Raw genomic sequence first — 24,221 nt, forward strand, 5'->3', positions numbered from 1 at the left:
GCTCGCCATCACTTCCAACAGAGCCCTACCGGAACGGTGCGTACGGCCGGGGCGGCGGGTGGACCCGCTGCCCCGGCACGTATCGCGCTACATCTACTACTGCTGCTGGGAGAGGCGCTTGTTGAGCTCGCCCTCGACCTGCTTGGCGGCGTCGGCCGACGACTTACCCTGCAGAACCAGCGTCATGTAGGTCTTGATCGGGTTCGGCGGGTTCTCCACCGGCGCCCACTCCGGGATCAGCGGCGTCGTGCCACCGGACTTGGCGGCGGCGGGGCCTGCGGCCTCGGCGGCGGGCTGGCCGACGGCGTACTTCTGCCCGGCCTCGGACTTCGGGGTCCAGCCGGCCTCCTTGACGAGAGCACCGTCGTTCGCCTCGCTGAGCGCGATCTTCAGGAACTCCTTGGCGAGGTCCTGCTTCTTGCTGCCTGCGGCAACGGCGAAGTTGGAACCGCCCAGGAAGACGCCCTCGGGCTTGTCGGCGGTCTCACCGGGGATGGTGAAGAAGCCGATGTCGTCCTTGAGCTTCGGGTTGGCCTTGATCGCGGTGCCGGCCTCGTAGCCCATCGCGATGATGGCGCCGGTCTTGCCCTTGGCGAAGACCTCGGCCTGCTGCGGGGTGGCCTCGTCCTTGTCCTTGGGGGCCTTGGAGTAGGCCTGGTACTGCTTGTACACGTCCATCGCCGCGCCGACCTTCGGGTCGGACAGGTTGGAGACGTACTTGTCGCCTTCCTTCTTGACCGGCTCGACGCCCTGACCGACGAGCAGACCGTCGAAGAAGTACCAGTTCTGGCCGGGCAGGTAGATCGGCTCGGCGTCGCCCTTGGCCTTGATGGCGTCGAAGGCCTTGAAGAGGTCGGCGCGGGTCTTCGGCGTCTCGGTGATACCGGCGTCCTTGAAGACCTTCTTGTTGTACATCACGACGCGGTTGCCGAAGTACCAGGGCAGCGCGTACTGCTTGCCCTCGTAGACGGAGGGCGCGTTGACCGCGTCGGCCCAGGCGCTGCCGATCTCCTTCTTCACGTCACCGAGCTCGGCGAGGCCGCCGGTCTTCGCGTACGCCGGAGTCTGGGTGTTGCCGATCTCCAGAACGTCGGGCGGGTTGGACTCGGAGAGGGCCGTGGTGACCTTCTGCTGAATGCCGTTCCATTCCTGGACTTCGATCTTCAGCTTGGCCTTGGTCTTCTTCTCGAACTCCTCGGTGACCGTCTTGGTCCAACCGGGGGGGTTCGAGCCGGACATCGTCCAGACAGTCAGGGTCTGGCCGGCATAACCCTCGGCTCCGGCCTTCTTGCCGTCGCCGTCGTCATCCGAACCACACGCTGCCATGCCGAACACCATGCCCGCGACGCCGATCGCCGCGATGAGCTTGCGCTTCACGCCACCCTCCTCAGGGATGCTGCAACCCCGCCCACCGCGCCAAATTCGTCGACGAGTACTACTGGGGCTGGGACCTGGTCTTTAATGGTTTAGACCAGTACCGGGAGCTTGGCCTAGACCTTTATGGGTGTCAAGGGTGTATAAGAAGTGCACTCGCGTCCGTTATAGGACCGACACCTGAGAGAGGTCGACGAGCCGTGACCGGACCGTGCCACCATGTGAGCCGCGACAGACGGAGGAGCCGGTGACGGCAGCAACGCAGCAGTCGGGAAGGCGGGCCATGGGTGCCGACGGGGGCAGTACGGGGAACGAGACGGGCGCGGGTACGCGTACCGCCCGCGTCCCGAAGTACTACCGGCTGAAGCGACACCTCCTCGACATGACGGACACGATGCCGCCGGGCACCCCTGTACCCCCGGAGCGGACTCTGGCCGCCGAGTTCGACACCTCGCGCACCACCGTGCGCCAGGCACTCCAGGAGCTGGTGGTCGAGGGCCGGCTGGAGCGCATCCAGGGGAAGGGCACCTTCGTCGCGAAGCCGAAGGTCTCGCAGGCCCTTCAGCTCACCTCGTACACCGAGGACATGCGCGCCCAGGGACTGGAACCGACGTCCCAGCTCCTGGACATCGGCTATGTCACCGCCGACGACATGCTCGCCGGACTCCTCGACATCAGCACCGGCGGCCGCGTGCTGCGGATCGAGCGGCTGCGACTGGCGAGCGGTGAGCCGATGGCGATCGAGACCACCCACCTCTCGGCCAAGCGCTTCCCCGCGCTGCGGCGTTCGCTGGTGAAGTACACATCCCTCTACACGGCCCTGGCCGAGGTGTACGACGTACGGCTGGCCGAGGCCGAGGAGACCATCGAGACCTCCCTCGCCACCCCCCGCGAGGCCGGTCTGCTCGGTACGGACGTGGGCCTGCCGATGCTCATGCTGTCCCGGCACTCACTGGACGGACAGGGCGAGCCGGTCGAGTGGGTGCGCTCGGTCTACCGGGGCGACCGCTACAAGTTCGTGGCCCGCCTGAAGCGACCGCTGGACTGAACCGCCCGCATCACCTCTCGGCCTCGCAGCCCCCGTGGAACCCTTCCCGCGGGGGCTGTTCGCCGCCCTTCCCCCGCTGGTCCGGACCAACGTCCCGATGTTTGACGCCATTGCGACCAACTGTCCGATAACGCAACACCGTTGCCAGACCGCAATGCGGACGGGGGGTGACGGTGGGCGGAACCCTCGCCTAGATTTCCTGCGCATCGCAAGAGGTGATCAGCGAGGGGACGGAGTCGCCGCCATGCCGGAAGAACCAGAAGGAAAGCCACCCACCGTCACACCGACGCGGGTGGTCATCGCCCTCTGTCTCATCGCGCCGTTCGTGGCGATGCTGTGGGTGAGTTCGTACGCCAAGGTCGACCCGGCCTTCATCGGCATCCCGTTCTTCTACTGGTACCAGATGCTCTGGGTACTGATCTCCACGGCGCTCACGATGATCGCGTACAAGCTGTGGCAGCGTGACCAGCGCGCCCGCAAGGGGGGTGCGTCAGCATGAAGGACGGCGTGAACGGCGTCGCGCTCGGCGTCTTCATCTTCTTCTTCCTGGCCGTCACGGTCATCGGCTTCATGGCCGCCCGGTGGCGCAAGGCCGAGAACGAGGCCAGCCTCGACGAATGGGGGCTGGGCGGACGGTCGTTCGGCACCTGGGTCACCTGGTTCCTGCTCGGCGGCGACCTCTACACCGCGTACACCTTCGTCGCCGTTCCCGCGGCGATCTACGCGGCGGGCGCGGCCGGCTTCTTCGCGGTGCCCTACACCATCCTGGTGTATCCGCTGATCTTCACCTTCCTGCCGCGGCTGTGGTCGGTGTCGCACAAGCACGGCTACGTCACCACCTCGGACTTCGTACGCGGCCGCTTCGGCTCCAAGGGGCTCTCGCTCGCGGTCGCCGTCACCGGCATCCTCGCCACGATGCCGTACATCGCGCTGCAACTCGTCGGCATCCAGGCGGTGCTGGACGTGATGGGCGTCGGCGGCGGCGAGAACACCCACTGGTTCATCAAGGACCTGCCGCTGCTGATCGCGTTCGCGGTGCTCGCGGCGTACACGTACTCCTCCGGGCTGCGCGCGCCCGCGCTGATCGCCTTCGTCAAGGACGGTCTGATCTATCTGGTCATCGCCGTGGCGATCATCTACATCCCAATCAAGCTCGGCGGCTTCGACGACATCTTCGCCGCCGCACAGGAGAAGTTCGCCGGTCCGCCGGGAGGCAAACCGACCGGTGCGCTCGCACCCGCGGCGGCCGGTCAGTGGGGTTACGCCACCCTGGCCCTGGGTTCGGCGCTGGCGCTCTTCATGTATCCGCACTCGATCACGGCGACGCTCTCCAGCCGCAGCCGTGACGTGATCCGCCGCAACACGACGATCCTGCCGCTGTACTCGCTGATGCTGGGGCTGCTCGCGCTGCTCGGCTTCATGGCGATCGCCGCCGGCATCAAGGTGGACAACGGCCAGCTGGCGATCCCGCAGCTGTTCGAGAACATGTTCCCCGACTGGTTCGCGGGCGTGGCGTTCGCCGCCATCGGCATCGGCGCGCTGGTGCCCGCCGCGATCATGTCGATCGCGGCGGCGAACCTGTTCACCCGGAACATCTACAAGGACTTCCTGAAGCCCGACGCGACACCCGAGCAGGAGACCAAGATCTCCAAGCTGGTGTCGCTGCTGGTGAAGGTCGGCGCGCTCGCCTTCGTCCTCACCATGGACAAGACGGTCGCGATCAACTTCCAGCTGCTCGGCGGAATCTGGATCCTCCAGACCATGCCCGCCCTGGTCGGCGGGCTGTTCACCCGGTGGTTCCACCGCTGGGCACTGCTCGGGGGCTGGGCCGTCGGCATGGTCTACGGAACGGCCGCCGCGTACGGAGTCGCCAGCCCGACCCAGGAGCACTTCGGCGGTTCCTCCAAGGAGATCCCGGGCCTCGGGGAGATCGGCTACATCGGTCTGACGGCCTTCGTGCTGAACCTCGTGGTGACCGTCGTCCTCACCTTCGTCCTGAACGCCATGAAAGCGCCTGCCGGGGCAGACGAGACCGCTCCGGGCGACTACACGGCGGACGCGGGCGACCCGGGTGTGAAGACGGAGCTCCCGCCGGCCACCGCCGGTGCACCCGGCGGCCACTGACCGCCGCGTACGCGAACGGGCCGCCGTACTCCCCTGCCGGAGGGGTACGGCGGCCCTTCGCGCGCCCTCCCCGGGGGATGCGGCGGCCTCTTCGCGCGTGCCGCCGAAAACCCCTTGCGGCCCCGGCCCGTGGATGCGGGAGACTGCCGCCCATGGACATGACGATCCGGCCGGTCGAGCCCGCCGAGCACGCGCTCCTCGGAGAGATCACCGCCGAGGCCTACCTCGGCGACGGGCTCCTGGACTACGGCGCCGACGACCCGTACCTCGTGCGACTGCGCGACGTACCCCGCCGGGCCGCCGAGGCCGAGGTGCTGGTGGCCGCCGACGCGCGGGGCCGCGTCCTGGGCGGGGTCACCTACGCCCCGCCCGGCAACCCGTGGGCCGACATCGCCTCGGCGGACGAGGCCGAGTTCCGGATGCTGGCGGTCTCCCGCGAGGCCCGTAGCGCCGGGGCGGGCGAGGCGCTCGTACGGGCCTGTATCGACCGCGCGCGGAGCACCAGGGGCGTCACGGGGATCGTTCTCTCGACGCAGCCGGCGATGCTCGGCGCCCATAGGATCTACGGGCGCCTCGGCTTCGTACGGACCCCCGAGAAGGACTGGAACCCGATCGCCGGCCTGAAGCTGCTGACGTACCGCCTGGAGCTGCATCCTCCGGTGTGAGAGCAAGCACGACACAACATGTGGGGGCTGCCTCATCCGGCAGCCCCCACATGTATGCTCATGCTCGCTGTCGCCGCAGGGAAATCCGGTGCGAATCCGGAACTGTCCCGCAACGGTGTGTTCGGTGCGCTTTTGCGCACCCGGAGTCCGAGCTCCTGCCGACAGCGCATCCGGCTCGACCGATCCGGATGCCCAGACGTCCGGGCCTCGTGGATGGGCCGGTGGACGCCGCACGGAGTGCCGCCCTGCCCCGGGCCCCGCCCCGCCCGGCTGCCCCGCTCCCCGAAGGCCCCGAGCCGAGCGAGGGAGAGCACCACCGTGACCATCGCGCCAGCCGATCCGGTTTCAGCGGCCGCATCAACGGGAACCGCGAGCGACGGACCGGGAACCGTACTGCTGCGGACCCTGACCGACCTCACCGCCGATCTGCCCGACACCGACCCCGGGCGCGTCGCCGCCGCCGCGCTGCGCGGCCGCAACGCCCGGTCGGACGAGGCGGAGCTGCGCTCGCTGGCCACCGAGGCCGCAGCGGGTCTGATCTCCGAGGACCCCGCCTACTCCCGGCTCGCCGCCCGTCTCCTCACCCGCACCATCGCGGACGAGGCGGCCGGGCAGGGCGCGACATCGTTCTCCGCGTCGGTCGCCGTCGGACACCGCGAGGGCCTGATCGCGGACCGCACCGCCGAGTTCGTGACCCTCCACGCCGCCGCGCTGGACGCCCTGGTGGAGCGGTCGCTCACCGACGGCGCCGACGACCGCTTCGGCTACTTCGGCCTGCGCACCCTGCACAGCCGCTACCTGCTGCGCCACCCGATCACCCGCCAGGTCATCGAGACGCCGCAGCACTTCATGCTCCGCGTCGCCTCCGGACTGGCCGAGGACACCTCCGCGCGCGCCCTGGACGAGGTCGCCGCGCTGTACGGGCTGATGAGCCGGCTGGACTACCTGCCCTCCTCCCCCACCCTCTTCAACTCCGGCACCCGTCACCCGCAGATGTCCTCCTGCTACCTGCTGGACTCGCCGCTGGACGAACTGGACTCGATCTACGACCGCTACCACCAGGTGGCGCGCCTCTCCAAGCACGCGGGCGGCATCGGTCTCTCGTACTCCCGTGTCCGTGCGCGCGGTTCGCTGATCCGGGGGACCAACGGGCACTCCAACGGCATCGTGCCGTTCCTGAAGACGCTCGACGCCTCCGTCGCGGCGGTCAACCAGGGCGGCCGGCGCAAGGGCGCGGCCGCCGTCTACCTGGAGACGTGGCACGCGGACATCGAGGAGTTCCTGGAGCTGCGCGACAACACGGGCGAGGACCAGCGGCGTACGCACAACCTCAACCTGGCGCACTGGATCCCGGACGAGTTCATGCGCCGCGTCGACGCGGACGGCACCTGGTCGCTGTTCTCCCCGGCCGACGTGCCCGAACTGGTCGACCTGTGGGGCGACGAGTTCGACGCCGTCTACCGTGCGGCCGAGGCCAGGGGCCTGGCCCGCAAGACCCTGCCGGCCCGTGAGCTGTACGGCCGGATGATGCGGACGCTGGCCCAGACCGGCCAGGGCTGGATGACGTTCAAGGACGCCTCCAACCGGACCGCGAACCAGACCGCCGAGCCGGGCCGCGTCGTGCACTCCTCGAACCTGTGCACCGAGATCCTGGAAGTCACGGACGACGGCGAGACGGCCGTCTGCAACCTCGGCTCGGTCAACCTCGGCGCGTTCGTCGGGGGCGGCACGATGGACTGGGAGCGCCTCGACGCCACCGTCCGTACCGCCGTGACGTTCCTCGACCGGGTCGTCGACATCAACTTCTACCCGACCGAGCAGGCCGGCCGGTCCAACGCCCGCTGGCGTCCGGTGGGGCTGGGCGCCATGGGTCTCCAGGACGTCTTCTTCCAGCTGCGGCTGCCGTTCGACTCCCCCGAGGCCCGCGCCCTGTCCACGAAGATCTCCGAGCGCATCATGCTCGCGGCGTACGAGGCGTCCTGCGACCTCGCGGAGCGCTCGGGCCCGCTGCCGGCGTGGTCCGAGACGCGTGCCGCCCGAGGCGTGCTGCACCCCGACCACTACGACACCGAGCTGAACTGGCCGGAGCGCTGGGACGCGCTGCGGGCCCGGGTCGCGACGACCGGGATGCGCAACTCGCTGCTCCTGGCCATCGCGCCGACGGCGACGATCGCCTCGATCGCCGGTGTGTACGAGTGCATCGAGCCGCAGGTCTCCAACCTCTTCAAGCGCGAGACGCTCAGCGGTGAGTTCCTCCAGGTCAACGCGTATCTGGTGGACGAGCTGAAGAAGCTCGGCGTGTGGGACGCGCGCACCCGGGAGGCGCTGCGCGAGGCCAGCGGCTCCGTGCAGGGCTTCGCCTGGATCCCCGAGGAGGTGCGGGCGCTGTACCGCACGGCGTGGGAGATCCCGCAGCGCGGCCTGATCGACATGGCGGCGGCCCGTACGCCGTTCCTCGACCAGAGCCAGTCGCTGAACCTGTTCCTGGAGACGCCGACCATCGGCAAGCTCTCCTCGATGTACGCGTACGCCTGGAAGCAGGGACTCAAGACGACGTACTACCTGCGTTCCCGCCCGGCGACCCGGATCGCCCGTGCGGCGTCCGCCGCCCCGATCCCGGAGCAGGCACCCGCGCCCGACGCGGACGCGATCGCCTGTTCCCTCGAAAACCCCGAGTCCTGCGAGGCATGCCAGTAATGAGCTCCACCCCTGAGAAGAACCTGCTGGACCCGGGCTTCGAACTGACCCTGCGGCCGATGCGCTACCCGGACTTCTACGAGCGCTACCGGGACGCGATCAAGAACACCTGGACGGTGGAGGAGGTCGATCTCCACTCCGACGTCGCCGACCTCGCCAAGCTCTCGCCGGGCGAGCAGCACATGATCGGCCGGCTGGTCGCGTTCTTCGCGACGGGCGACTCGATCGTCTCCAACAACCTCGTGCTGACGCTGTACAAGCACATCAACTCCCCCGAGGCGCGGCTGTACCTGTCGCGGCAGCTCTTCGAGGAGGCCGTGCACGTCCAGTTCTATCTGACGCTGCTCGACACCTATCTGCCCGACCCGGACGACCGGGCGGCCGCGTTCGACGCGGTCGAGGAGATCCCGTCGATCCGCGAGAAGGCGCAGTTCTGCTTCAAGTGGATGGACTCGGTCGAGAAGATCGACCGGCTGGAGACGAAGGCCGACCGCCGCCGCTTCCTGCTGAACCTGATCTGCTTCGCGGCGTGCATCGAGGGGCTGTTCTTCTACGGCGCGTTCGCGTACGTCTACTGGTTCCGCTCGCGCGGTCTGCTGCACGGCCTCGCCACGGGCACCAACTGGGTGTTCCGTGACGAGACGATGCACATGAACTTCGCGTTCGAGGTCGTGGACACCGTCCGCAAGGAGGAACCGGAGCTCTTCGACGACGCCCTCCAGCAGCAGGTCACCGACATGCTGAAGGAGGCCGTCGAGGCGGAGCTGCAGTTCGGCCGCGACCTGTGCGGCGAGGGCCTGCCCGGTATGAACACCGAGTCGATGCGCCAGTACCTGGAGTGCGTCGCCGACCAGCGGCTCACCCGGCTGGGCTTCCCCGCGGTGTACGGATCGGAGAACCCGTTCTCGTTCATGGAGCTCCAGGGTGTCCAGGAACTCACGAACTTCTTCGAGCGCCGCCCGTCCGCCTACCAGGTGGCCGTCGAGGGCACCGTCGGCTTCGACGACGACTTCTGAGGAGACTCCCCCGGGCGGCGTCCTCAGACCCTCGCCCAGCTTCTGACGTACGGACGCCGTGCGGCCCTCGCGGGCTGCGCGGCGTCCGCCGCTTGCGGGGGTTCGGCGCTCCGGGCGTATTCCGCTTCCCGGAGCTCGCGGTCGATGCGGCGTTCGCGTGCGATGCCGAGCAGCGCCGGCAGCAGCACGAGTGCGATAACAACGGATATGCCCAGGCCGTTCAGGAATGTGTTCATGCCTCTACTGTCGTCGGTTCCGGCCGGCCCCGGCAGTGGCAGGACTGTCATAGAGCATCGAATTACTGCCATACTGGAGGCATGCTGAAAAATGTCGCCGCCCTGCTGCTCGACGAGGTCCATCCCTTCGAACTCGGCGTCCTGTGCGAGGTTTTCGGACTCGACCGCAGCGACGAGGGCCTGCCGGTGCACGATTTCGCCGTGGTCTCCGCCGAAGGTCCGGTCCTGCGGACCCACGCCGGGTTCACCCTCAGCACCCCCCACGGCCTCGACCGCCTGGAGGAGGCCGACCTCATCGCCGTCCCGGCGGGCAGCCACTTCATGGACCGGGAGTATCCCGAGGAGGTCCTGGACGCGTTGCGCAGGGCCGTGGACCGGGGGGCCAGGGTGCTGAGCGTCTGCTCGGGGGCGTACGTCCTGGGCGCGGCCGGCCTCCTGGACGGCCGGCGCTGCACCACGCACTGGCGCCACGCCACCGAGCTGGCCCGCCGCTTCCCGCAGGCGATCGTCGAGCCGGACGTGCTGTACGTGGACGACGGCGCGGTCATCACGTCGGCGGGCACGGCCGCAGGGATCGACGCCTGTCTGCACCTGGTACGCCAGGAGTACGGGATCGCCGCGGCCAACACCATCGCCCGCCGCATGGTGGTGCCGCCGCACCGCGACGGCGGGCAGGCGCAGTACATCCAGCGCCCGCTGCCCCGCAACCGCTGCGACACGGTCGGTGACACGCTCGCGTGGATGGAGCGCCACCTCGACCAGGAGACGACCGTCGAGCAGCTGGCCGCCCAGGCGCACATGTCCCCGCGCACCTTCGCCCGCCGCTTCCAGCAGGAGACGGGCACCACGCCCTACCGCTGGCTGCTGCGCCAGCGGGTCCTGCTGGCGCAGAATCTGCTGGAGACATCCGACGAAACGATGGACACGATCGCCGGCCGGACCGGCTTCGGGAACGCCGCCGCGCTCCGCCACCAGTTCGTACGTTCGCTGGGCACCACGCCGAACGCGTACCGGCGGACCTTCCGGGGCCCGGCCGAACTGGGCGAAGTCGCCTGACCGTCCGAGGATCCGACGTCGGATGATTCGTCCAAGCTCTGTCCTCTCCTGTCCATGGACCGGGCCGAGGAGCGCACGCCAGGGTCGGGCGCATGGACATCCGGATGACTGGACGAAGGACCATCGGGGCCGTGGTGGCGGCGCTCGCCGCCACCCTGCTCCCCCTGCAGAGCGCCGCGGCGCGGGACGGAGCCGCCGCGGCCCCGCCGCCCGAGGTGCTGCCCTCCCTGCGTCAGTGGCAGCCCGGCGAGGGGGAGTTCACGCTCACCGACCGGGCCAGGATCGTGCTGGACGGGGTGCGGGAGCAGCGCACAGCGGCCGACGCGGCACGGTTCGCGGGCGAGCTGGCCGGGAAGGCCCCGGTGTCGCGGGGCAGGGCCCGCTCCGGTGACATCGTGCTGCGCCAGGACCCGTCGCTGAAGGGCTCGCTGGGCGCGGAGGGCTACCGCCTGGACGTCGGCGACCGGGTCACGGTCACCGCCGCGACGTCGACCGGTGTGTTCTACGGCTCGCGCACGGTGCTCCAGCTGCTCAACGACGACGGCCGGGCCGCGCGCGGTTCGGCGACCGACGTGCCCGCGTACCGCGAGCGCGGGGTCGGGGTGTGCGCGTGCTACATCAACGTCTCGCTGCCCTGGTTCGAGCGGCTGATGAAGGACATGGCCTCCCAGAAGCTCAACCAGCTCTGGATCGAGGCGAAGGTCCGAAGCGACACCGACCCGGAGTCGGCGTTCTGGGGCTACTACACGAAGCCGCAGGTCCGCGCGCTGGTCGCGATGGCGAAGAAGTACCACATCGACCTGGTGCCGGAGATCAACTCCCCCGGCCACATGGACACGTACCTGGAGAATCACCCGGAGCTCCAGCTCAAGGACAGGGACGGGGTCGCGTCCCCGCCCCGGCTGGACATCTCGCGGCCCGAGGCGCTGGCGTACTACACCTCGATGGTGGACGAGGCCCTGGAGGTGTGGGACACCCGCACCTGGCACATGGGCGCCGACGAGTACATGATCGGCTCCTCCTACCCGGACTATCCGCAGCTCCAGAGTGCCGCGACCGCCGCGTTCGGTGCCTCGGCCACCCCCGACGACCTCTTCGTCGACTTCATCAACCAGGTCAACGCGCATGTGAAGGCCGGCGGGCGGTCGCTGCGGATCTGGAACGACGGACTCGTCGGCCGCAACGGTGTCGTCCCGCTCGACCGTGACATCGCCGTCGAGCACTGGCTGGGCGGCGGCGCCATCCAGCAGCCGTCCGCGCTGCTGGCCGAGGGCCGGCCGGTGATGAACTCGGCGTACGCGCTCTACCTGGTGCGCGGCGGCTACACGATGAAGACCCGGGAGCTGTACGAGAGCGACTGGACGCCGCTGCGCTTCGAGGGCCAGACGCTGTCCGCCCCGGCGGCGAACCTGACCGGCGCGAAGATCAGCCTGTGGCCGGACAGCGCGGCGGCCGAGACCGAGAACGAGGTCGAGGCGAAGGTGTTCATGCCGCTGCGCTTCCTCGCGCAGGCCACCTGGGGCGGTCCGAAGCCCAGTGGGACGTACGCCGGTTTCGAGGCGCTCGCCCGGCGGATCGGGCACGCCCCCGGGTGGGAGAACACCGACCGCACCCCGCTGGCGGACGGTACGTACCGGCTGACGGCGGGCGCGAGGGCGCTGGCGCCCGGCGCGGACGCCGGGGTCTCGCTCGTCCGGGACCCGGAGGCGGCCTGGACGCTGACGGCGACCTCCGACGGGTACTACACGGTCCGGTCCGCGCAGAGCGGTCTGTGCCTGGACGCGGTGCGCGGGAAGAAGTACCTGGGCGCTCCGCTGGAGGTGGGGGCGGAGCTGTCGCTCGGGACCTGTGCGGCGGGCGCGCGCACCCAGCGCTGGCAGCTGGACGCCGGTAACGGTGCGCTGGTCCTGCGCAACGCCGTCTCGCAGCTCCGGCTGACGGAGCGGCCCGCCGACGGCGCCGCGGTGCAGACGACGGGCGGGACGCGCCTGACGGCGAAGTCCGCCTGACCGCTGCTGTGGGGCCCGCCGGTGCGGCGGGCCCCACAGTCGTGTCAGATGCCGCAGTTGGGCGCCGACCAGTAGTGGCTGGGGCCCTGGTTCACGTGGATGTGGTCGTTGTGGCCCGGGTAGCCCGGACCGAGGATCCCGTTGAACCCGTGGTTACGGGCCTGCTGGGCCAGGGTGCAGAACGCGATCCCGCCGAGGTCGGCCGCGTCACCGTACATATGACGGCTGTTGGAGGCACCGCCGACCGCGCTGTTGCAGGACGCGGAGCGGAATCCGCTGTTGACCGTGATGGGGCGGTCACCGAGCGCGTGGCGCAGCGCCTCCAGCTTCCACATGGTGCTCAGCGCGTTGGCTTTCGCGGTGCCCGCCGCAACGGCACCACCCGTCCAGGTGCTGTTGCAGCGGTTGAGCTCGGCGTACGTGAAGTGGATGGGCGTGCAGTCGTTGTCCTGGAGCGCGTAGATCTTGGCCTGGGTGGCGGGGCCGGCGATGCCGTCGGCGGCCAGTCCGTAGGCGGCCTGGAAGCGCTTGACGGCCGCGGTGGTGGCGGGCCCGTAGGAACCGTCGATGGCGAGTACCGAGTTGTACCCGGGGTACCCGGCCACCCGGATCTGGAGCTGGGCGACATCGTTGCCGGTGGCGCCCGGGGACATGGTGCGCGTCCAGGTGTAGCAGCCGTCGGCCTGTGCGGTGCCGGCCGTCACGACCGCCCCGCCCAAGGCGAAAGCCATGGTCATGACAAGCCCGAGCAGGAGTCGTGCGGAACGTCTGAGCATGGGGGGGGGCTCCCTACCACGGTGAAGGTGTGGAGCGACAGCCTGTCGGACGAGTCGACGCGCGTCAACTATGTGGAAAAGAACGGCAGTTGACAGCGCGGGGACATACCGGGAGCCCCGCCCCGGCGCACCGGGACAGGGCTCCTCGCAGCAGAGGCGTTCGGCCGGGTCAGTCGTTCGGAACGACCTCGTAGCGCGGGGTGTTCTCCGCCATCTGCCGCAGCGCGTCCTTGCGGTCGCGCTTGGAGAGCCGGTCGATGTACAGGTAGCCGTACAGGTGGTCCGTCTCGTGCTGGAGGCAGCGGGCGAAGTAACCGTCGCCCCGCACCCTGACCGGATTGCCCTTGGCGTCCTGGCCGCGCACCACGGCGTAGTCCGGGCGGGCCAGCGAGGCGTACGCCGTCGGAACCGAGAGGCAGCCCTCGTTGGAGTCGTCCAGGACGCGCGCCTCGGGCGGCAGTTCTTCGAGCACCGGGTTGCAGATGGCGCCCGTGTGCCGGACCCCGTCGTCGTCCGGGCAGTCGTAGACGAAGACCTTGAGGTCGACCCCGATCTGGTTGGCGGCCAGGCCCACGCCCTCGGCCGTCCGCTGGCTGGCGAACATGTCGTCGATCAGCTGGGCCAGCTCGTCGTCGAACGCGGTGACGTCCTGGCACTCCTTGTGCAGGACCGGGTTGCCCACGACCGTGATCGGGCGGGAGGTGCCGCGCTCGCGGTGTGCCGCCTCACGCGCCTCACAGTCCTCGGTGTCGACCAGGAAGCCTTCCTCGTCGACGCTGATCTGCTCGTCCGTCTCCTGCTGGGCCATGTCCGCCGTACGCCTTCCTCACAACCTGAAACCCGGGATCCGCGGCTCGCGAGAACCCGGGCACCCGAGCACCGGAATCGGTGCGCGTACAGCCTACGGGCAGCGGTCAGCAGACTTCTTCGAGATCCCGCCACTCCCGGCTGTCCGGACTGTCGGCCACCCAGCCGTCGAGCAGCCCGCGCACCAGCCCCGCGGGGGCCGCGAGACCGCATTCGCGCTCGGGCACCCACAGCTCACCGGCGGTGCGGTGGCCCAGCGGGCCGGGATGGCCAGGCTCGCTGTGGTCGTGCGGGTCCAGGTGCTCGCCGTCGCCCTCGTCGCTCTCCATCCGGCTCTCCGAACAGGCCCGGCACAGCAGCCGGACGGACGACGACCAGTCCTCGGCGGCGAATCCGGCGTCGGACGCCAGCTGCTCCAGCGCGTCCCGGTCCGCCTCGGTGGCCGCTTCCAGGAGCACCACCCAGGTGGGTACGGGGGACGGGGCCCACAGTTCGATCTCGTCGAACACGGGGTACGAGGGCCCGGCCGCGGTGACCCTCTCGCCGTGCGGCACCCCGTCGTGCAGCACGACCTCGCCCCAGCGCCGCCCGGAGGACGGCAGCGGGATCGACAGCACCTCGATCCGTGCCGGATCCAGCCTGCGGCCCCAGACGACCTCGGCCTCGCCCTCGGGCGACAGCCGCACGGCCGCGCTGCCCAGCTCCATGCCGACCGGCTCACTGCCCGAAGCCGGTGTCTGCTGCCCGCCGCCGGGCACCTTCAGGCCGTACGCCTGCCAGGCCCGGCGGGCCAGCGGCCAGTCCTGGAGGGCCGTGGCGGCGATCCCCACGTTCCACCAGTCCGGGGCGCCGGACTCCTTGTCGAGCAGCGCGACGGCCCGCAGGCCCGCGGCTCTCGCCTGTTCCCAGTCGTGCCGGAACTTGTGCAGCAGCGCCAGGTTGAACCACGACTCGGAGAGCCAGGGCTCCAGATCCGCCGCACGCGTCAGCAGCGCCCCCGCGTCCTCGTACCGGCCGTCGCCGATCAGCGTGAACGCGCGGTCCGTGGCCTGCCGCCAAGAGGCGGATGGCCGATGCCGTACCTTCCCGAAGATCCTCACGATTCCCGCCTGTCCCGACTGGACACCCTCGTTTTCCACTCTCTTCGCATCCAACCATGCCCGGCCGGACGCCCGCTCATTACCCATGGGTTACCCAGGCAGGACAGGGGTCAGACCGCCCCTGGCCAGAACCCTGGCAAGCGATTCCACGACCTGGGGCTGGTAATCACGGCCGGTCCCGAGCCTGAGCTGCTCCAGAGCGCCGAGCGGCCCGCTGAGACCTTCCCCGCACAGATCGTCGTATGCGTTGGCCACCCGGACGATCCTGGCGGACAACGGCTGCTCGCGATAGGGGTCCGCCTGCTGTTCCACGACGACGGCGACCTCGGTGTCCACCCCGGTCTGCCGGACCACGGCGCCGCCCAGCAGGGCGATCCTGCGCTGCTCGTCGGCCGGCAGCACGGCGGTCGCCCCGGCCGGCACGGGATCGACGAGCGAGAGCTGGCCGATGTCGTGCATGAGCGCCGCGTACTCCAGGACCGTGAGCTCGGGCCCGGAGAGGCCCATCTCGCGCCCGACGGCCGTACAGAGCACCGCCACCCTGCGGGCGTGGCCGTGCGGGGTGTATCCGGCTATCTCGGTGGACCGGGCGAGCGAGGCGATGGTCTGGCGGTAGGTGGTACGCACAGCGGCGAACCGGCGGAACGAGACCTGCGTCAGGAACAGGGGCACGCACAGGACGGGCAGCGCCCACAGACCGGCGACGGCGACGCCGAGCGCCATCACGGCACCGGTCGCGCAGACGGCCGGTCCGATGCCTCTCAGCGCCCTCAGCTCGTCGCGGAGCAGCGGCCCGTACGGGACGGGGGTGGCGCCCGCCGCGCGGAGGCGGCGGGGCCGCGTCCGGGCCCGCGTCAGCAGGGCGCCCAGCACGGCCTCGCACAGGGCGGTGAGGCCGAGCAGCACGAGGAGGAAGGCCGCGTGGTACGGCCCCTCGCCGAACCAGTCCGCCGACCGGCCGGAGTTGTACAGCGGCTGGAAGCAGACGGCCGCGAAGGCGACGGTCAGGATCCGGCGGGCCACCCGGTCGGGGCCCGGACCGCTGCCGCGCGCGATGTGGGGCACGGAGGCGACGAGCTGCGCCGTGACGAGCACGGCGATCACCTGGAGCACCCCGTGATGGGTGGGCTCCCCGCCGCTGCGCCCGAGCAGGGAGTACGCGAGCGCCCCTGCCGCGCCGAGCGGCGCCGGCTCCCGCTCCCCCGGCTGAGCGCCCCAGCGGGCCAGCTCACCGATGGTGATGAGCACCCCGAAGGCGAGGGCAAGGCCGGGTTCGCGGACGCCGTACCAGAGGGTGTGCCCGAGCCCGGCGGCGGCGAGCGCGAGGGCGGCGCCGCGCACGGCCAGGACGACGGGCGACAGCCGTATCCACCGGGGGCTCACCGGGGCAGGCCCGAGTCGAGCCCGTCCGGCGTCCGGGGACGCACCGGCTCCCGGACGGCCCCGCCACCCGTGCTCCGGGCCCCGCTTCCGCTCCCGTCCTCGCCCCGCGTCAGCGGGACCCGGGCCTCGTCCGCCGTCACCGCCGTCGCCGACCCCGGCCACCCGTTCCGTTCCAGCCCCCGCGCCAGCGCCCGCACCATCTGCGGGTCGAACTGGGTGCCCGCACACCGCTTGAGCTCCGCCACGGCGACGGACACGGGGCGGCCCGGCCGGTAGGAGCGGGTCGAGGTCATGGCGTCGAACGCGTCGGCCACGGCGACGACCCGGGCGAACTCGGGGATCCGGCGACCGGTCAGCCCGTACGGGTACCCGCTGCCGTCGAGCCGTTCGTGGTGGTGCAGGATCGCGGCCCGCGCCTCGCCGAGGAAGCCGATGCCGCGTACGATCTCGTGCCCGTACTCCGGGTGCAGCTCGATCACCCGGCGCTCCTCCGGCGTCAACGGCCCGTCCTTGCGGAGCACGCGCGTCGGCACGCCGAGCTTGCCGATGTCGTGCAGGATCCCGGCGAACCGGAGCACCTCGATGCGCTCCCGCGCCATGCCCAGCTCCTGGGCGATGAGCACGGACGCGTGCCCCACCCGCTCGCTGTGCCCCCGGGTGTACGTGTCCTTGATGTCGACGGCCTGGACCAGGGCCCTGATCGTGGCGCGGTGCGCGGCGTGCTCGCGGTGGTACTGGGCGAAGACCCAGCAGGAGATGTACATCGGCAGCAGGACGAAGAGCGCGGCCAGCGGCCCGTACGAGCTGTTCCACAGGACCGCCATCATCAGGCCGGCGAGGCCGTGCACCAGGTGCGGCCCGAGCGAGCGCGGCAGCAGCCCGCTCCAGGCACGCCGCAGCGGCAGCTGCTCGGCGGCGGCGAGGACGGCCCCGTCCAGGGCGGTCAGGACGAGGCTGAAGACCAGTGCGGCGGCGCAGGCGGGCAGGAGGGCGTACGGGAGGTCGGGAAGCCTGCCGGGGCCGGACCCGCCGAGCGCGGCGGGACCGCCGAGCAGGGTGTGTGCGGACGAGGCCGCCCAGACGGTGAGGGACAGCCGGCCCGCACGCCAGATCCGGCGCGCGGCCGCGGGCGGTTTCTCCACCCGGCCGACGAGCGAGCCCGGGATCGCGACCAGCGCGGCGGCCTGGGGCGGCAGCAGGAAGGCCGCGGCAAGCAGCAGGGGAAAGAACGATCCGGCACCGGCCGTCACGGAGCTGCCGAAGAAGGGGAACCGGCCGGGCAGTTCAGAGACCAGGTAGAGCCCGGCCAGCATGCCGAGGGTGGTCCACGGGGTGCCCGCGCCGGGACGCAGCGCGGGCAGCACGCAGAGGGCGGCACCGAGCGCGACGGCCAGGATGTACGCCCGCGCCGCGCCACGTGTGGCTCTCACCCGTTCCGCCCGCCCCCAGGTCGTGTCCGCGCAGTGCCGCCCGGTTCACGGCGTCCGGCACGCACTCTCGCGGCGTTGCCGGGACGCCCGCGCGAATTCCGTCACGAGGACGCTCCGGCGCCTTGCAAGAGCACGCATCGGACGCCACAAACCCACCCTTCCGGGCGGAAAACGATACTTTTCGGTCACTCCCCGGCATCGCCAATGAAGGCGCCAGGCTAACGAGTTGGGCGTCCCGGCCGAGGGCCGACGACCGCGATTAGCACGTTCGGGTGATGCGTCATTCGCCGGCGGCGGCCGGCAGCTCGGTGTCGGAGGCCGTGACGTCCTGGTCCGGCACCGCCTGCCCGGACCGGATCAGATCGATCCGGCCCATCACCTTGGAGCGCAGGTCGGACGGTACGTCGTCCTGACCGCAGCAGCGCTTCACGAGCTTCTTCACGGCCTGCTCCAGGCCGTACTTCTCCAGGCAGGGGGAGCACTCACCGAAGTGCACCTCGAACTTGGTGCAGTCGCTGTCGGGCATCTCCCGGTCGAGGAACTCGTAGAGGTGATCGAGGACCTCTGAGCACTCCGTCTCGTGCGGCTCTCCGCAGCTCATGAGCCCGAGCCTTTCCGATCGTCCGACTCACCGGCGCCCGCCGGCACGAGCCCGCGGTCACGGGCGTAGTCCTCCAGCATGCCGCGCAGCTGACGGCGGCCCCGGTGCAGCCGGGACATCACCGTACCGATGGGAGTCCCCATGATGTCCGCGATCTCCTTGTAGGCAAAGCCCTCTACATCGGCAAGATAAACCGCGATGCGGAACTCTTCGGGGATCGCCTGCAGCGCAGACTTCACATCGGAGTCGGGCAGGTGGTCGAGGGCCTGGGACTCGGCCGAGCGCAGACCGGTCGACATGTGCGACTCGGCGCGCGCCAGCTGCCAGTCCTCGATCTCCTCGGCGGCACTGCGCTGAGGTTCGCGCTGCTTCTTGCGGTACGAGTTGATGAAGGTGTTCGTGAGGATGCGGTACATCCAGGCCTTGAGGTTGGTGCCCTCACGGAACTGGTGGAAGGAGCCGTACGCCTTGGCATACGTCTCCTGGACCAGGTCCTCGGCGTCCGCGGGGTTGCGCGTCATGCGCAGCGCGGCCGAGTACATCTGGTCGAGGAAACCGAGGGCATCGCGCTCGAAGCGCGCGTTGCGCTCGGCGGTCGTCTCCTGCGGGCGGCCGTCGTCGGTCCCTGTGTCGGTCCCAGTGACCGGACCCACCTCCTCCAACGCTGTGGCGGAGCCGAAACCGGACCCGCTCGAATCGGAGAATAGTCGACCTTGGTCCGACGCGGGCTGTCGATCCGATCCGCTCAGTGCCCGCTCGGGAGTGGTCCTGGCCGCATGCAGCACCGTCCACTCCAGGTCAGCGGCGTTCGAGCGACGCGGGCAGATGGTCGAACCCATGCGACGGACTCCCTCTCCACATACGACGTTGGTGTACCGACGTCCCGAACAACAGCGGCCCCCCGTCCAACATTCCCGGGTCGCGGGTCACATGCCAGGGGCGGATTCCCGGCCGTGTTCCGCACGGTGGCCGCGGGACCCGGGCCGACGGGTCCCGGCCTCCAGTCACACGGCGTCGGCCAGCCAGCCGGTCACGGCCGCGGTGAGGATCTCCATCGCCTGATCCTCGGTCAGCCCGGACCGCCGGGGGACGGCGAAGCCGTGGTCCCCGTCCGGCACCTCGGCCATCCGGTACTCCCCCGGAGGGAATTCGCCGGGCTTGCCGAACGGGTCGTTGCCGCCCTGGACGACGAGCGTGGGAAGGCCGGAAGCCAGGAGTTCGTCCGCGCGGGACTTCTCCGGGCGGCCCGGGGGGTGCAGCGGGAAGCTCAGCGCGAGGACCGCGCGGGCGCCGAGACCGGCCGCCGTACGGCAGGCCACCCTCGCCCCGGCACTGCGTCCGCCGGCGACGACCGGGAGCCCCTGGGCCGCCAGCGCAGGCCACAGGCCGCGCCAGCCGGTGTCCAGGGTCTTCGGGGCGGGCGCGAGCTTCTTCCCGGCGACCCGCCAGGGCTGCTCCACCAGGGCGACGCTCACCCCCCGGGCGGGCAGCGCGGCGGCCAGGGCCTTCAGGTCCCGGGCCTCGATGCCGCCGCCCGCGCCGTGTCCGAGCGCGAGCAGGAGGCGGGGCCGGGCCGCGGGCACCCAGGTGATCCGGGCGGGGCCGGCGTCGGTGTCGACCGTTTCGGCGCGGGGGTCCTTCTCGGTGGCTTTCACACCCCCATCCAACCAATCCGCAGCGGGCCGTCCCGGGTGCGGCACGGCCCTCAGAAGAGCGTGCCCACCTCGGGTGCGGCCAGCTCGTCGAGCAGCTCGGGACCGTTGTTGCGGACATTACTGACGGCCGTGGCCACCGGATAGGCCCGCATCAGCCCGCCGGGCGGGGGCGCGAGCAGCCCGCGCAGCTCCTCGACGTCGGTACGGGAGGGATCCAGCCAGTCGTCCCAGCGGTCCGGGGTCAGCATCAGCGGCATCCGGGGGTGGATGTCGGCGAGCGCGGCAGGCCCCTCGGCGGGCGCGACGGCGAGCGGGCTCGTCTCCGCCTCGGTCGTGATCACCGAACAGGTCACCCACCAGGCCTGCGGGTGGTCGTCCGGCAGGGTGCGGTCGCGCCAGAACTCGTACAGACCGGCCATGGCGAAGACCGATCCGTCGGCGGGGGTCACGAAGTACGGCTGCTTGCGGGGGCGCTTCTTCCGGCCCTTCTCCTCCAGCTGCCGCTCCTCGGTACCGGTCACCCACTCGTAATAGCCGTCGGCCGGCAGGATGCAGCGCCGGGAGACGAAGGGGCGGCGGAAGGACGGCTTCTCGTGGACCGTCTCGGCGCGGGCGTTGATCATCCGGGCGCCGCCCTCCGGGGATGTGGCCCAGGAGGGGACGAGCCCCCATTTCAGGGCACGCATCTGGCGAACCGGACGCCGGTCGTGGGCGTCCTTCACAGGACGCTCCAGTACGGCGTAGACCTCCTTGGTCGGCGCCACGTTGTAGTCGGGTTCCAGCGTCTCGGCCGGTTCCCACTTCTCCACCTGGAAGAGTCCGGTCAGATCCTCGGGCCGCCGACTCGCTGCATACCGTCCGCACATAAGTGCCAGACTGCCACGACCGTCATCCCGACCGGACGCCATTACCCCAAGGAGCCGCCCGCACCATGGACAGCACCGATCTCGGCAACCTGTGGGACCGCGTCTTCGGCACCCAGCCCGCCCCGGAGCAGTGGCTGGTCGTGGTGACCGCCACGGCGGCGCTCATCGCCGTCGTACCGAACGTCATATGGCGGCTGTCGCGCAACGCGATCACCATCGCCCACGAGGGCGGCCACGGCCTGGTCGCGCTGCTCACCGGGCGGCAGCTCTCGGGCATCCGGCTGCACTCGGACACCAGCGGACTGACGGTGAGCCGAGGCAAGCCGACCGGGATCGGCATGGTCCTGACCGCGGCGGCCGGCTACACCGCGCCCTCCCTGCTGGGCCTCGGCGGTGCCTGGCTGCTGGTGAACGGCAGGATCACCCTGCTGCTGTGGGTGGCCACGGCCCTGCTCGCGGTGATGCTGGTGATGATCCGCAATGTGTACGGGGCGCTGACGGTGATCCTCACCGGTTCGCTCTTCCTGCTGATGTCATGGCTGGCCTCACCCGCCTGGCAGTCGCTGTTCGCCTACAGCGCGGTCTGGTTCCTGCTGCTGGGCGGCGTGCGTCCGGCGTTCGAGCTGCAGTCCAAGCGGCGGCACGGCGGGGCGCCGGACTCGGACGCGGACCAGCTCTCCCGGCTGACCGACGTACCGGCCGCGCTGTGGCTGTTCCTGTTCCACGCGGTGTCGCTCTGCTCGCTGATCGGCGGCGGGAGCTGGCTGCTGGGGCTGTGAGCCGGTCCGTGGGCAATGCCCTTACCAGCACGGCGTTACGGCGCGATTTCATCGTTTTTGATCAGAATCCAGGCTTGCGACAAGCCACTAAAGTGAACTCCATGACCGAAAGTGCCGTGCACCCCGCCCTCTGGCCCGCCCCTCACGCGAGCGGAGCCGTCGACGCCACCGTCACGGTGCCCGGATCGAAGTCGGTCACCAACCGCGCGCTGGTGCTGGCCGCGCTCTCGTCCGAGCCCGGCTGGCTGCGCCGCCCGCTGCGCTCCCGCGACACCCTGCTGATGGCCGAGGCGCTGCGCGCGATGGGTGTCGGCATCGAGGAGACGGTCTCCTCCAGCTCGTCCCCCGCCGGTGGCCCGGACGGTTCGGGCGAGGCCTGGCGGGTCATCCCGGCCGGCCTGCACGGCCCGGTCACCGTCGACGTGGGCAACGCCGGTACGGTCATGCGCTTCCTTCCTCCGGTGGCCACCCTGGCCAACGGGCCGGTCCGCTTCGACGGTGACCCCCGTTCCTACGAGCGCCCGCTGACCGGTGTGATCGACGCCCTGCGGGTGCTCGGCGCCCGGATCGACGACGACGGCCGGGGCTCCCTCCCGATGACCGTGCACGGCGGCGGCGCGCTGGACGGCGGCCCGGTGGCGATCGACGCCTCCTCGTCCTCCCAGTTCGTCTCGGCCCTGCTGCTGTCGGCGCCGCGCTTCAACCAGGGCGTGGAGGTACGTCACACCGGCCCCCGGCTCCCCTCGATGCCGCACATCCGGATGACCGTCGACATGCTGCGGGCCGTCGGCGCACAGGTGGACGAGCCGGAGACGGGCGGCGAGCCGAACGTCTGGCGGGTCTCCCCCTCGGCCCTGCTCGGCCGCGACCTGACCGTGGAGCCGGACCTCTCCAACGCCCAGCCGTTCCTGGCGGCGGCACTGGTCACCGGTGGCCGGGTCACCATTCCTGACTGGCCGCTGCGCACCACGCAGCCCGGAGACGCGCTGCGCGAGATCTTCACCGCGATGGGCGGCAGCTGCGAGCTGACCGAGCACGGGCTCACGTTCACCGGCTCGGGCCGGGTCCACGGCATCGACGTGGACCTCGGCGAGGTCGGCGAGCTGACCCCGGGCATCGCGGCCGTCGCGGCCCTGGCCGACTCCCCCTCCACCCTGAGCGGCGTCGCCCATCTGCGGCTGCACGAGACGGACCGGCTGGCCGCGCTCACCAAGGAGATCAACGGGCTCGGCGGCGACGTCACCGAGACCGAGGACGGCCTCCACATCCGGCCGAAGCCGCTGCGCGGCGGTACCTTCCATACGTACGACGACCACCGGATGGCCACCGCGGGGTCGATCATCGGCCTTGCCGTCCCCGGAGTGGAGATCGAGAACGTGGCGACGACCGCCAAGACCCTGCCCGACTTCCCGCAGATGTGGACCGGAATGCTCGGGGCCTGAGACATGCGCCGCTACGGCAAGAACCCCGACGAGGACGACATCCGGGTCCGCCCCAACCGCAAGGGCAACCGGCCTCGTACGCACATCCGGCCCAAGCACGAGGACGCCGAGGAGGGCATGGTCCTCACCGTGGACCGAGGGCGCCTCACCTGCCTCGTCGAGGGGCGCACGGTCATCGCGATGAAGGCCCGCGAGCTGGGCCGCAAGGCCGCGGTGGTGGGCGACACCGTCTCCATCGTCGGCGACCTCTCAGGCGACAAGGACACCCTCGCCCGGATCGTGCGGATCGGCGAGCGCCGGTCGGTGCTCCGCCGGACGGCGGACGACGACGACCCGTTCGAGCGGGTGGTGGTGGCCAACGCCGACCAGCTGGCGATCGTCACCGCCCTGGCCGATCCGGAACCCCGTCCGCGCATGATCGACCGCTGTCTGGTCGCCGCGTACGACGGCGGGCTCTCCCCTCTCCTGGTGCTGACCAAGTCCGATCTGGCCTCCCCGGACAAGCTGCTGGAGGCGTACACCCCGCTGGGGGTCCCGTTCATCGTCACCAGTCGCGAGGAACTGGAGAACGGCGACGCGGCGGAGCGCGTACGCGAGCAGCTGAACGACCGGGTGACCGCCTTCGTGGGGCACTCCGGTGTCGGAAAGACCACGCTGGTCAACGCGCTCGTACCGAAGGACAGGCGGCGGACGACCGGCATCGTCAACGCGGTCACCGGACGAGGCCGCCACACCACCACGTCGGCGCTGGCGCTTCCGCTGCCGGACTACCGGGGCTGGGTGATCGACACCCCCGGCGTCCGTTCCTTCGGGCTCAACCACATCGACCCGTCGCGGGTCATCAACGCCTTCCCCGACCTGCAGCCCGGCACCGAGGAGTGCCCGCGCGGCTGCACCCATGACAGCCAGCAACCGGAATGCGCGCTGGATGCCTGGGTGGCGGCGGGCCACGCCGATCCCGCACGGCTGGACTCGCTGCGCAGGCTGCTGTCCACGCGGGAGCGGCGCGAGGGCGACTGACCTCGTGGCGGCGCGCGGGCGGGACCGGCTGCCCCGGAAACGATACGAAGGCGACAGGCTCCGCCACGTTTGCGATCACACGCGACTGGTAAGTGCATAATCACACCCAGCGGTACAAGGCGGTCACCTACCCGGGA

Annotated in this window: 22 protein-coding genes and 1 riboswitch; of the genes, 11 read left to right on the plus strand and 11 right to left on the minus strand. The window is 70.6% G+C overall.

The window, feature by feature from the left end; all coding sequences use genetic code 11:
* Positions 1 to 96 precede the first annotated feature (96 nt).
* Entirely contained in the window at positions 97 to 1,377 is a 1,281-nt protein-coding gene (locus ACZ4LX_RS25505) for an extracellular solute-binding protein (protein WP_467649036.1), read from the minus strand.
* 280 nt (positions 1,378 to 1,657) lie between these two features.
* On the opposite strand from ACZ4LX_RS25505, the gene ACZ4LX_RS25510 reads away from it, so the two are divergent.
* The 6 genes from ACZ4LX_RS25510 (at position 1,658) to ACZ4LX_RS25535 (ending at position 8,924) form a co-directional block, all read left to right on the plus strand.
* Positions 1,658 to 2,422, plus strand: a complete 765-nt coding sequence (locus ACZ4LX_RS25510) for a GntR family transcriptional regulator (RefSeq protein WP_467649155.1) — start codon at positions 1,658 to 1,660, stop codon at positions 2,420 to 2,422.
* Between the two features lie 244 nt (positions 2,423 to 2,666).
* A complete protein-coding gene (locus tag ACZ4LX_RS25515) occupies positions 2,667 to 2,921 on the plus strand; it encodes a DUF3311 domain-containing protein (RefSeq protein WP_467649033.1) in 255 nt (84 codons plus the stop codon).
* On the plus strand, positions 2,918 to 4,546 hold the full coding sequence (gene mctP / locus ACZ4LX_RS25520; protein WP_467649030.1) for a monocarboxylate uptake permease MctP: 1,629 nt from the start codon (positions 2,918 to 2,920) through the stop codon (positions 4,544 to 4,546). Before ACZ4LX_RS25515 ends, mctP begins: the two co-directional genes overlap by 4 nt.
* A gap of 152 nt (positions 4,547 to 4,698) precedes the next feature.
* Positions 4,699 to 5,211 carry a GNAT family N-acetyltransferase gene (locus ACZ4LX_RS25525; protein WP_467649026.1) on the plus strand — a complete coding sequence of 171 codons (513 nt, stop codon included), beginning with the start codon at positions 4,699 to 4,701 and terminating at the stop codon, positions 5,209 to 5,211.
* A gap of 67 nt (positions 5,212 to 5,278) precedes the next feature.
* Positions 5,279 to 5,376, plus strand: a riboswitch (adenosylcobalamin-variant (AdoCbl-variant) riboswitch).
* Between the two features lie 153 nt (positions 5,377 to 5,529).
* Positions 5,530 to 7,908, plus strand: a complete 2,379-nt coding sequence (locus tag ACZ4LX_RS25530) for a ribonucleoside-diphosphate reductase subunit alpha (protein ID WP_467649022.1) — start codon at positions 5,530 to 5,532, stop codon at positions 7,906 to 7,908.
* On the plus strand, positions 7,908 to 8,924 hold the full coding sequence (locus ACZ4LX_RS25535) for a ribonucleotide-diphosphate reductase subunit beta (RefSeq protein WP_467649019.1): 1,017 nt from the start codon (positions 7,908 to 7,910) through the stop codon (positions 8,922 to 8,924). The genes ACZ4LX_RS25530 and ACZ4LX_RS25535 overlap by 1 nt, the downstream gene beginning before the upstream one ends.
* Positions 8,925 to 8,947: 23 nt before the next feature.
* Here ACZ4LX_RS25535 and ACZ4LX_RS25540 read toward each other — a convergent pair whose 3' ends face one another.
* Positions 8,948 to 9,160 (minus strand): hypothetical protein, encoded by a 213-nt coding sequence (locus tag ACZ4LX_RS25540; RefSeq protein ID WP_467649016.1) that lies wholly within the window; start codon positions 9,158 to 9,160, stop codon positions 8,948 to 8,950.
* 81 nt (positions 9,161 to 9,241) lie between these two features.
* On the opposite strand from ACZ4LX_RS25540, the gene ACZ4LX_RS25545 reads away from it, so the two are divergent.
* Both ACZ4LX_RS25545 and ACZ4LX_RS25550 read left to right on the plus strand, forming a co-directional pair.
* Positions 9,242 to 10,216, plus strand: coding sequence for a GlxA family transcriptional regulator (locus ACZ4LX_RS25545; protein ID WP_467649012.1), 975 nt, complete (start codon positions 9,242 to 9,244; stop codon positions 10,214 to 10,216).
* A 104-nt stretch (positions 10,217 to 10,320) separates the two neighbouring features.
* Positions 10,321 to 12,225 (plus strand): family 20 glycosylhydrolase, encoded by a 1,905-nt coding sequence (locus ACZ4LX_RS25550; protein WP_467649009.1) that lies wholly within the window; start codon positions 10,321 to 10,323, stop codon positions 12,223 to 12,225.
* 44 nt (positions 12,226 to 12,269) lie between these two features.
* Here ACZ4LX_RS25550 and ACZ4LX_RS25555 read toward each other — a convergent pair whose 3' ends face one another.
* The 9 genes from ACZ4LX_RS25555 to ACZ4LX_RS25595 form a co-directional block, all read right to left on the minus strand.
* A complete protein-coding gene (locus ACZ4LX_RS25555) occupies positions 12,270 to 13,001 on the minus strand; it encodes a D-Ala-D-Ala carboxypeptidase family metallohydrolase (RefSeq protein WP_467649006.1) in 732 nt (243 codons plus the stop codon).
* Positions 13,002 to 13,170: 169 nt separating this feature from the next.
* On the minus strand, positions 13,171 to 13,809 hold the full coding sequence (gene def, locus ACZ4LX_RS25560; protein ID WP_467649003.1) for a peptide deformylase: 639 nt from the start codon (positions 13,807 to 13,809) through the stop codon (positions 13,171 to 13,173).
* 106 nt (positions 13,810 to 13,915) lie between these two features.
* Positions 13,916 to 14,908 (minus strand): tetratricopeptide repeat protein, encoded by a 993-nt coding sequence (locus ACZ4LX_RS25565; protein WP_467649001.1) that lies wholly within the window; start codon positions 14,906 to 14,908, stop codon positions 13,916 to 13,918.
* 90 nt (positions 14,909 to 14,998) lie between these two features.
* Complete coding sequence (locus ACZ4LX_RS25570) at positions 14,999 to 16,291, minus strand: HD-GYP domain-containing protein (protein ID WP_467648997.1); 1,293 nt, start codon at positions 16,289 to 16,291, stop codon at positions 14,999 to 15,001.
* Complete coding sequence (locus ACZ4LX_RS25575) at positions 16,288 to 17,721, minus strand: HD-GYP domain-containing protein (protein ID WP_467648995.1); 1,434 nt, start codon at positions 17,719 to 17,721, stop codon at positions 16,288 to 16,290. The genes ACZ4LX_RS25570 and ACZ4LX_RS25575 overlap by 4 nt, the downstream gene beginning before the upstream one ends.
* Positions 17,722 to 18,001: 280 nt before the next feature.
* Complete coding sequence (gene rsrA, locus ACZ4LX_RS25580) at positions 18,002 to 18,322, minus strand: mycothiol system anti-sigma-R factor (RefSeq protein ID WP_467648992.1); 321 nt, start codon at positions 18,320 to 18,322, stop codon at positions 18,002 to 18,004.
* Positions 18,319 to 18,975, minus strand: coding sequence for a sigma-70 family RNA polymerase sigma factor (locus ACZ4LX_RS25585; RefSeq protein WP_018105559.1), 657 nt, complete (start codon positions 18,973 to 18,975; stop codon positions 18,319 to 18,321). The genes rsrA and ACZ4LX_RS25585 overlap by 4 nt, the downstream gene beginning before the upstream one ends.
* A gap of 351 nt (positions 18,976 to 19,326) precedes the next feature.
* The gene (locus ACZ4LX_RS25590; protein ID WP_467648988.1) at positions 19,327 to 19,977 is read right to left on the minus strand and encodes an alpha/beta hydrolase family protein; all 651 of its coding nucleotides are present in this window, start codon (positions 19,975 to 19,977) and stop codon (positions 19,327 to 19,329) included.
* A gap of 50 nt (positions 19,978 to 20,027) precedes the next feature.
* Positions 20,028 to 20,843 (minus strand): SOS response-associated peptidase, encoded by an 816-nt coding sequence (locus tag ACZ4LX_RS25595; protein WP_467648984.1) that lies wholly within the window; start codon positions 20,841 to 20,843, stop codon positions 20,028 to 20,030.
* Positions 20,844 to 20,908: 65 nt separating this feature from the next.
* Here ACZ4LX_RS25595 and ACZ4LX_RS25600 point away from each other — a divergent pair, with 65 nt between their 5' ends.
* From ACZ4LX_RS25600 to rsgA, 3 genes are all read left to right on the plus strand, one after another.
* On the plus strand, positions 20,909 to 21,622 hold the full coding sequence (locus ACZ4LX_RS25600; protein ID WP_467648980.1) for a M50 family metallopeptidase: 714 nt from the start codon (positions 20,909 to 20,911) through the stop codon (positions 21,620 to 21,622).
* Between the two features lie 101 nt (positions 21,623 to 21,723).
* Positions 21,724 to 23,064 (plus strand): 3-phosphoshikimate 1-carboxyvinyltransferase, encoded by a 1,341-nt coding sequence (gene aroA, locus ACZ4LX_RS25605; protein ID WP_467648978.1) that lies wholly within the window; start codon positions 21,724 to 21,726, stop codon positions 23,062 to 23,064.
* A 3-nt stretch (positions 23,065 to 23,067) separates the two neighbouring features.
* Positions 23,068 to 24,084, plus strand: a complete 1,017-nt coding sequence (rsgA, locus tag ACZ4LX_RS25610) for a ribosome small subunit-dependent GTPase A (protein ID WP_467648974.1) — start codon at positions 23,068 to 23,070, stop codon at positions 24,082 to 24,084.
* Positions 24,085 to 24,221 lie beyond the last annotated feature (137 nt).

Source organism: Streptomyces sp. NPDC026062, assembly GCF_055568375.1.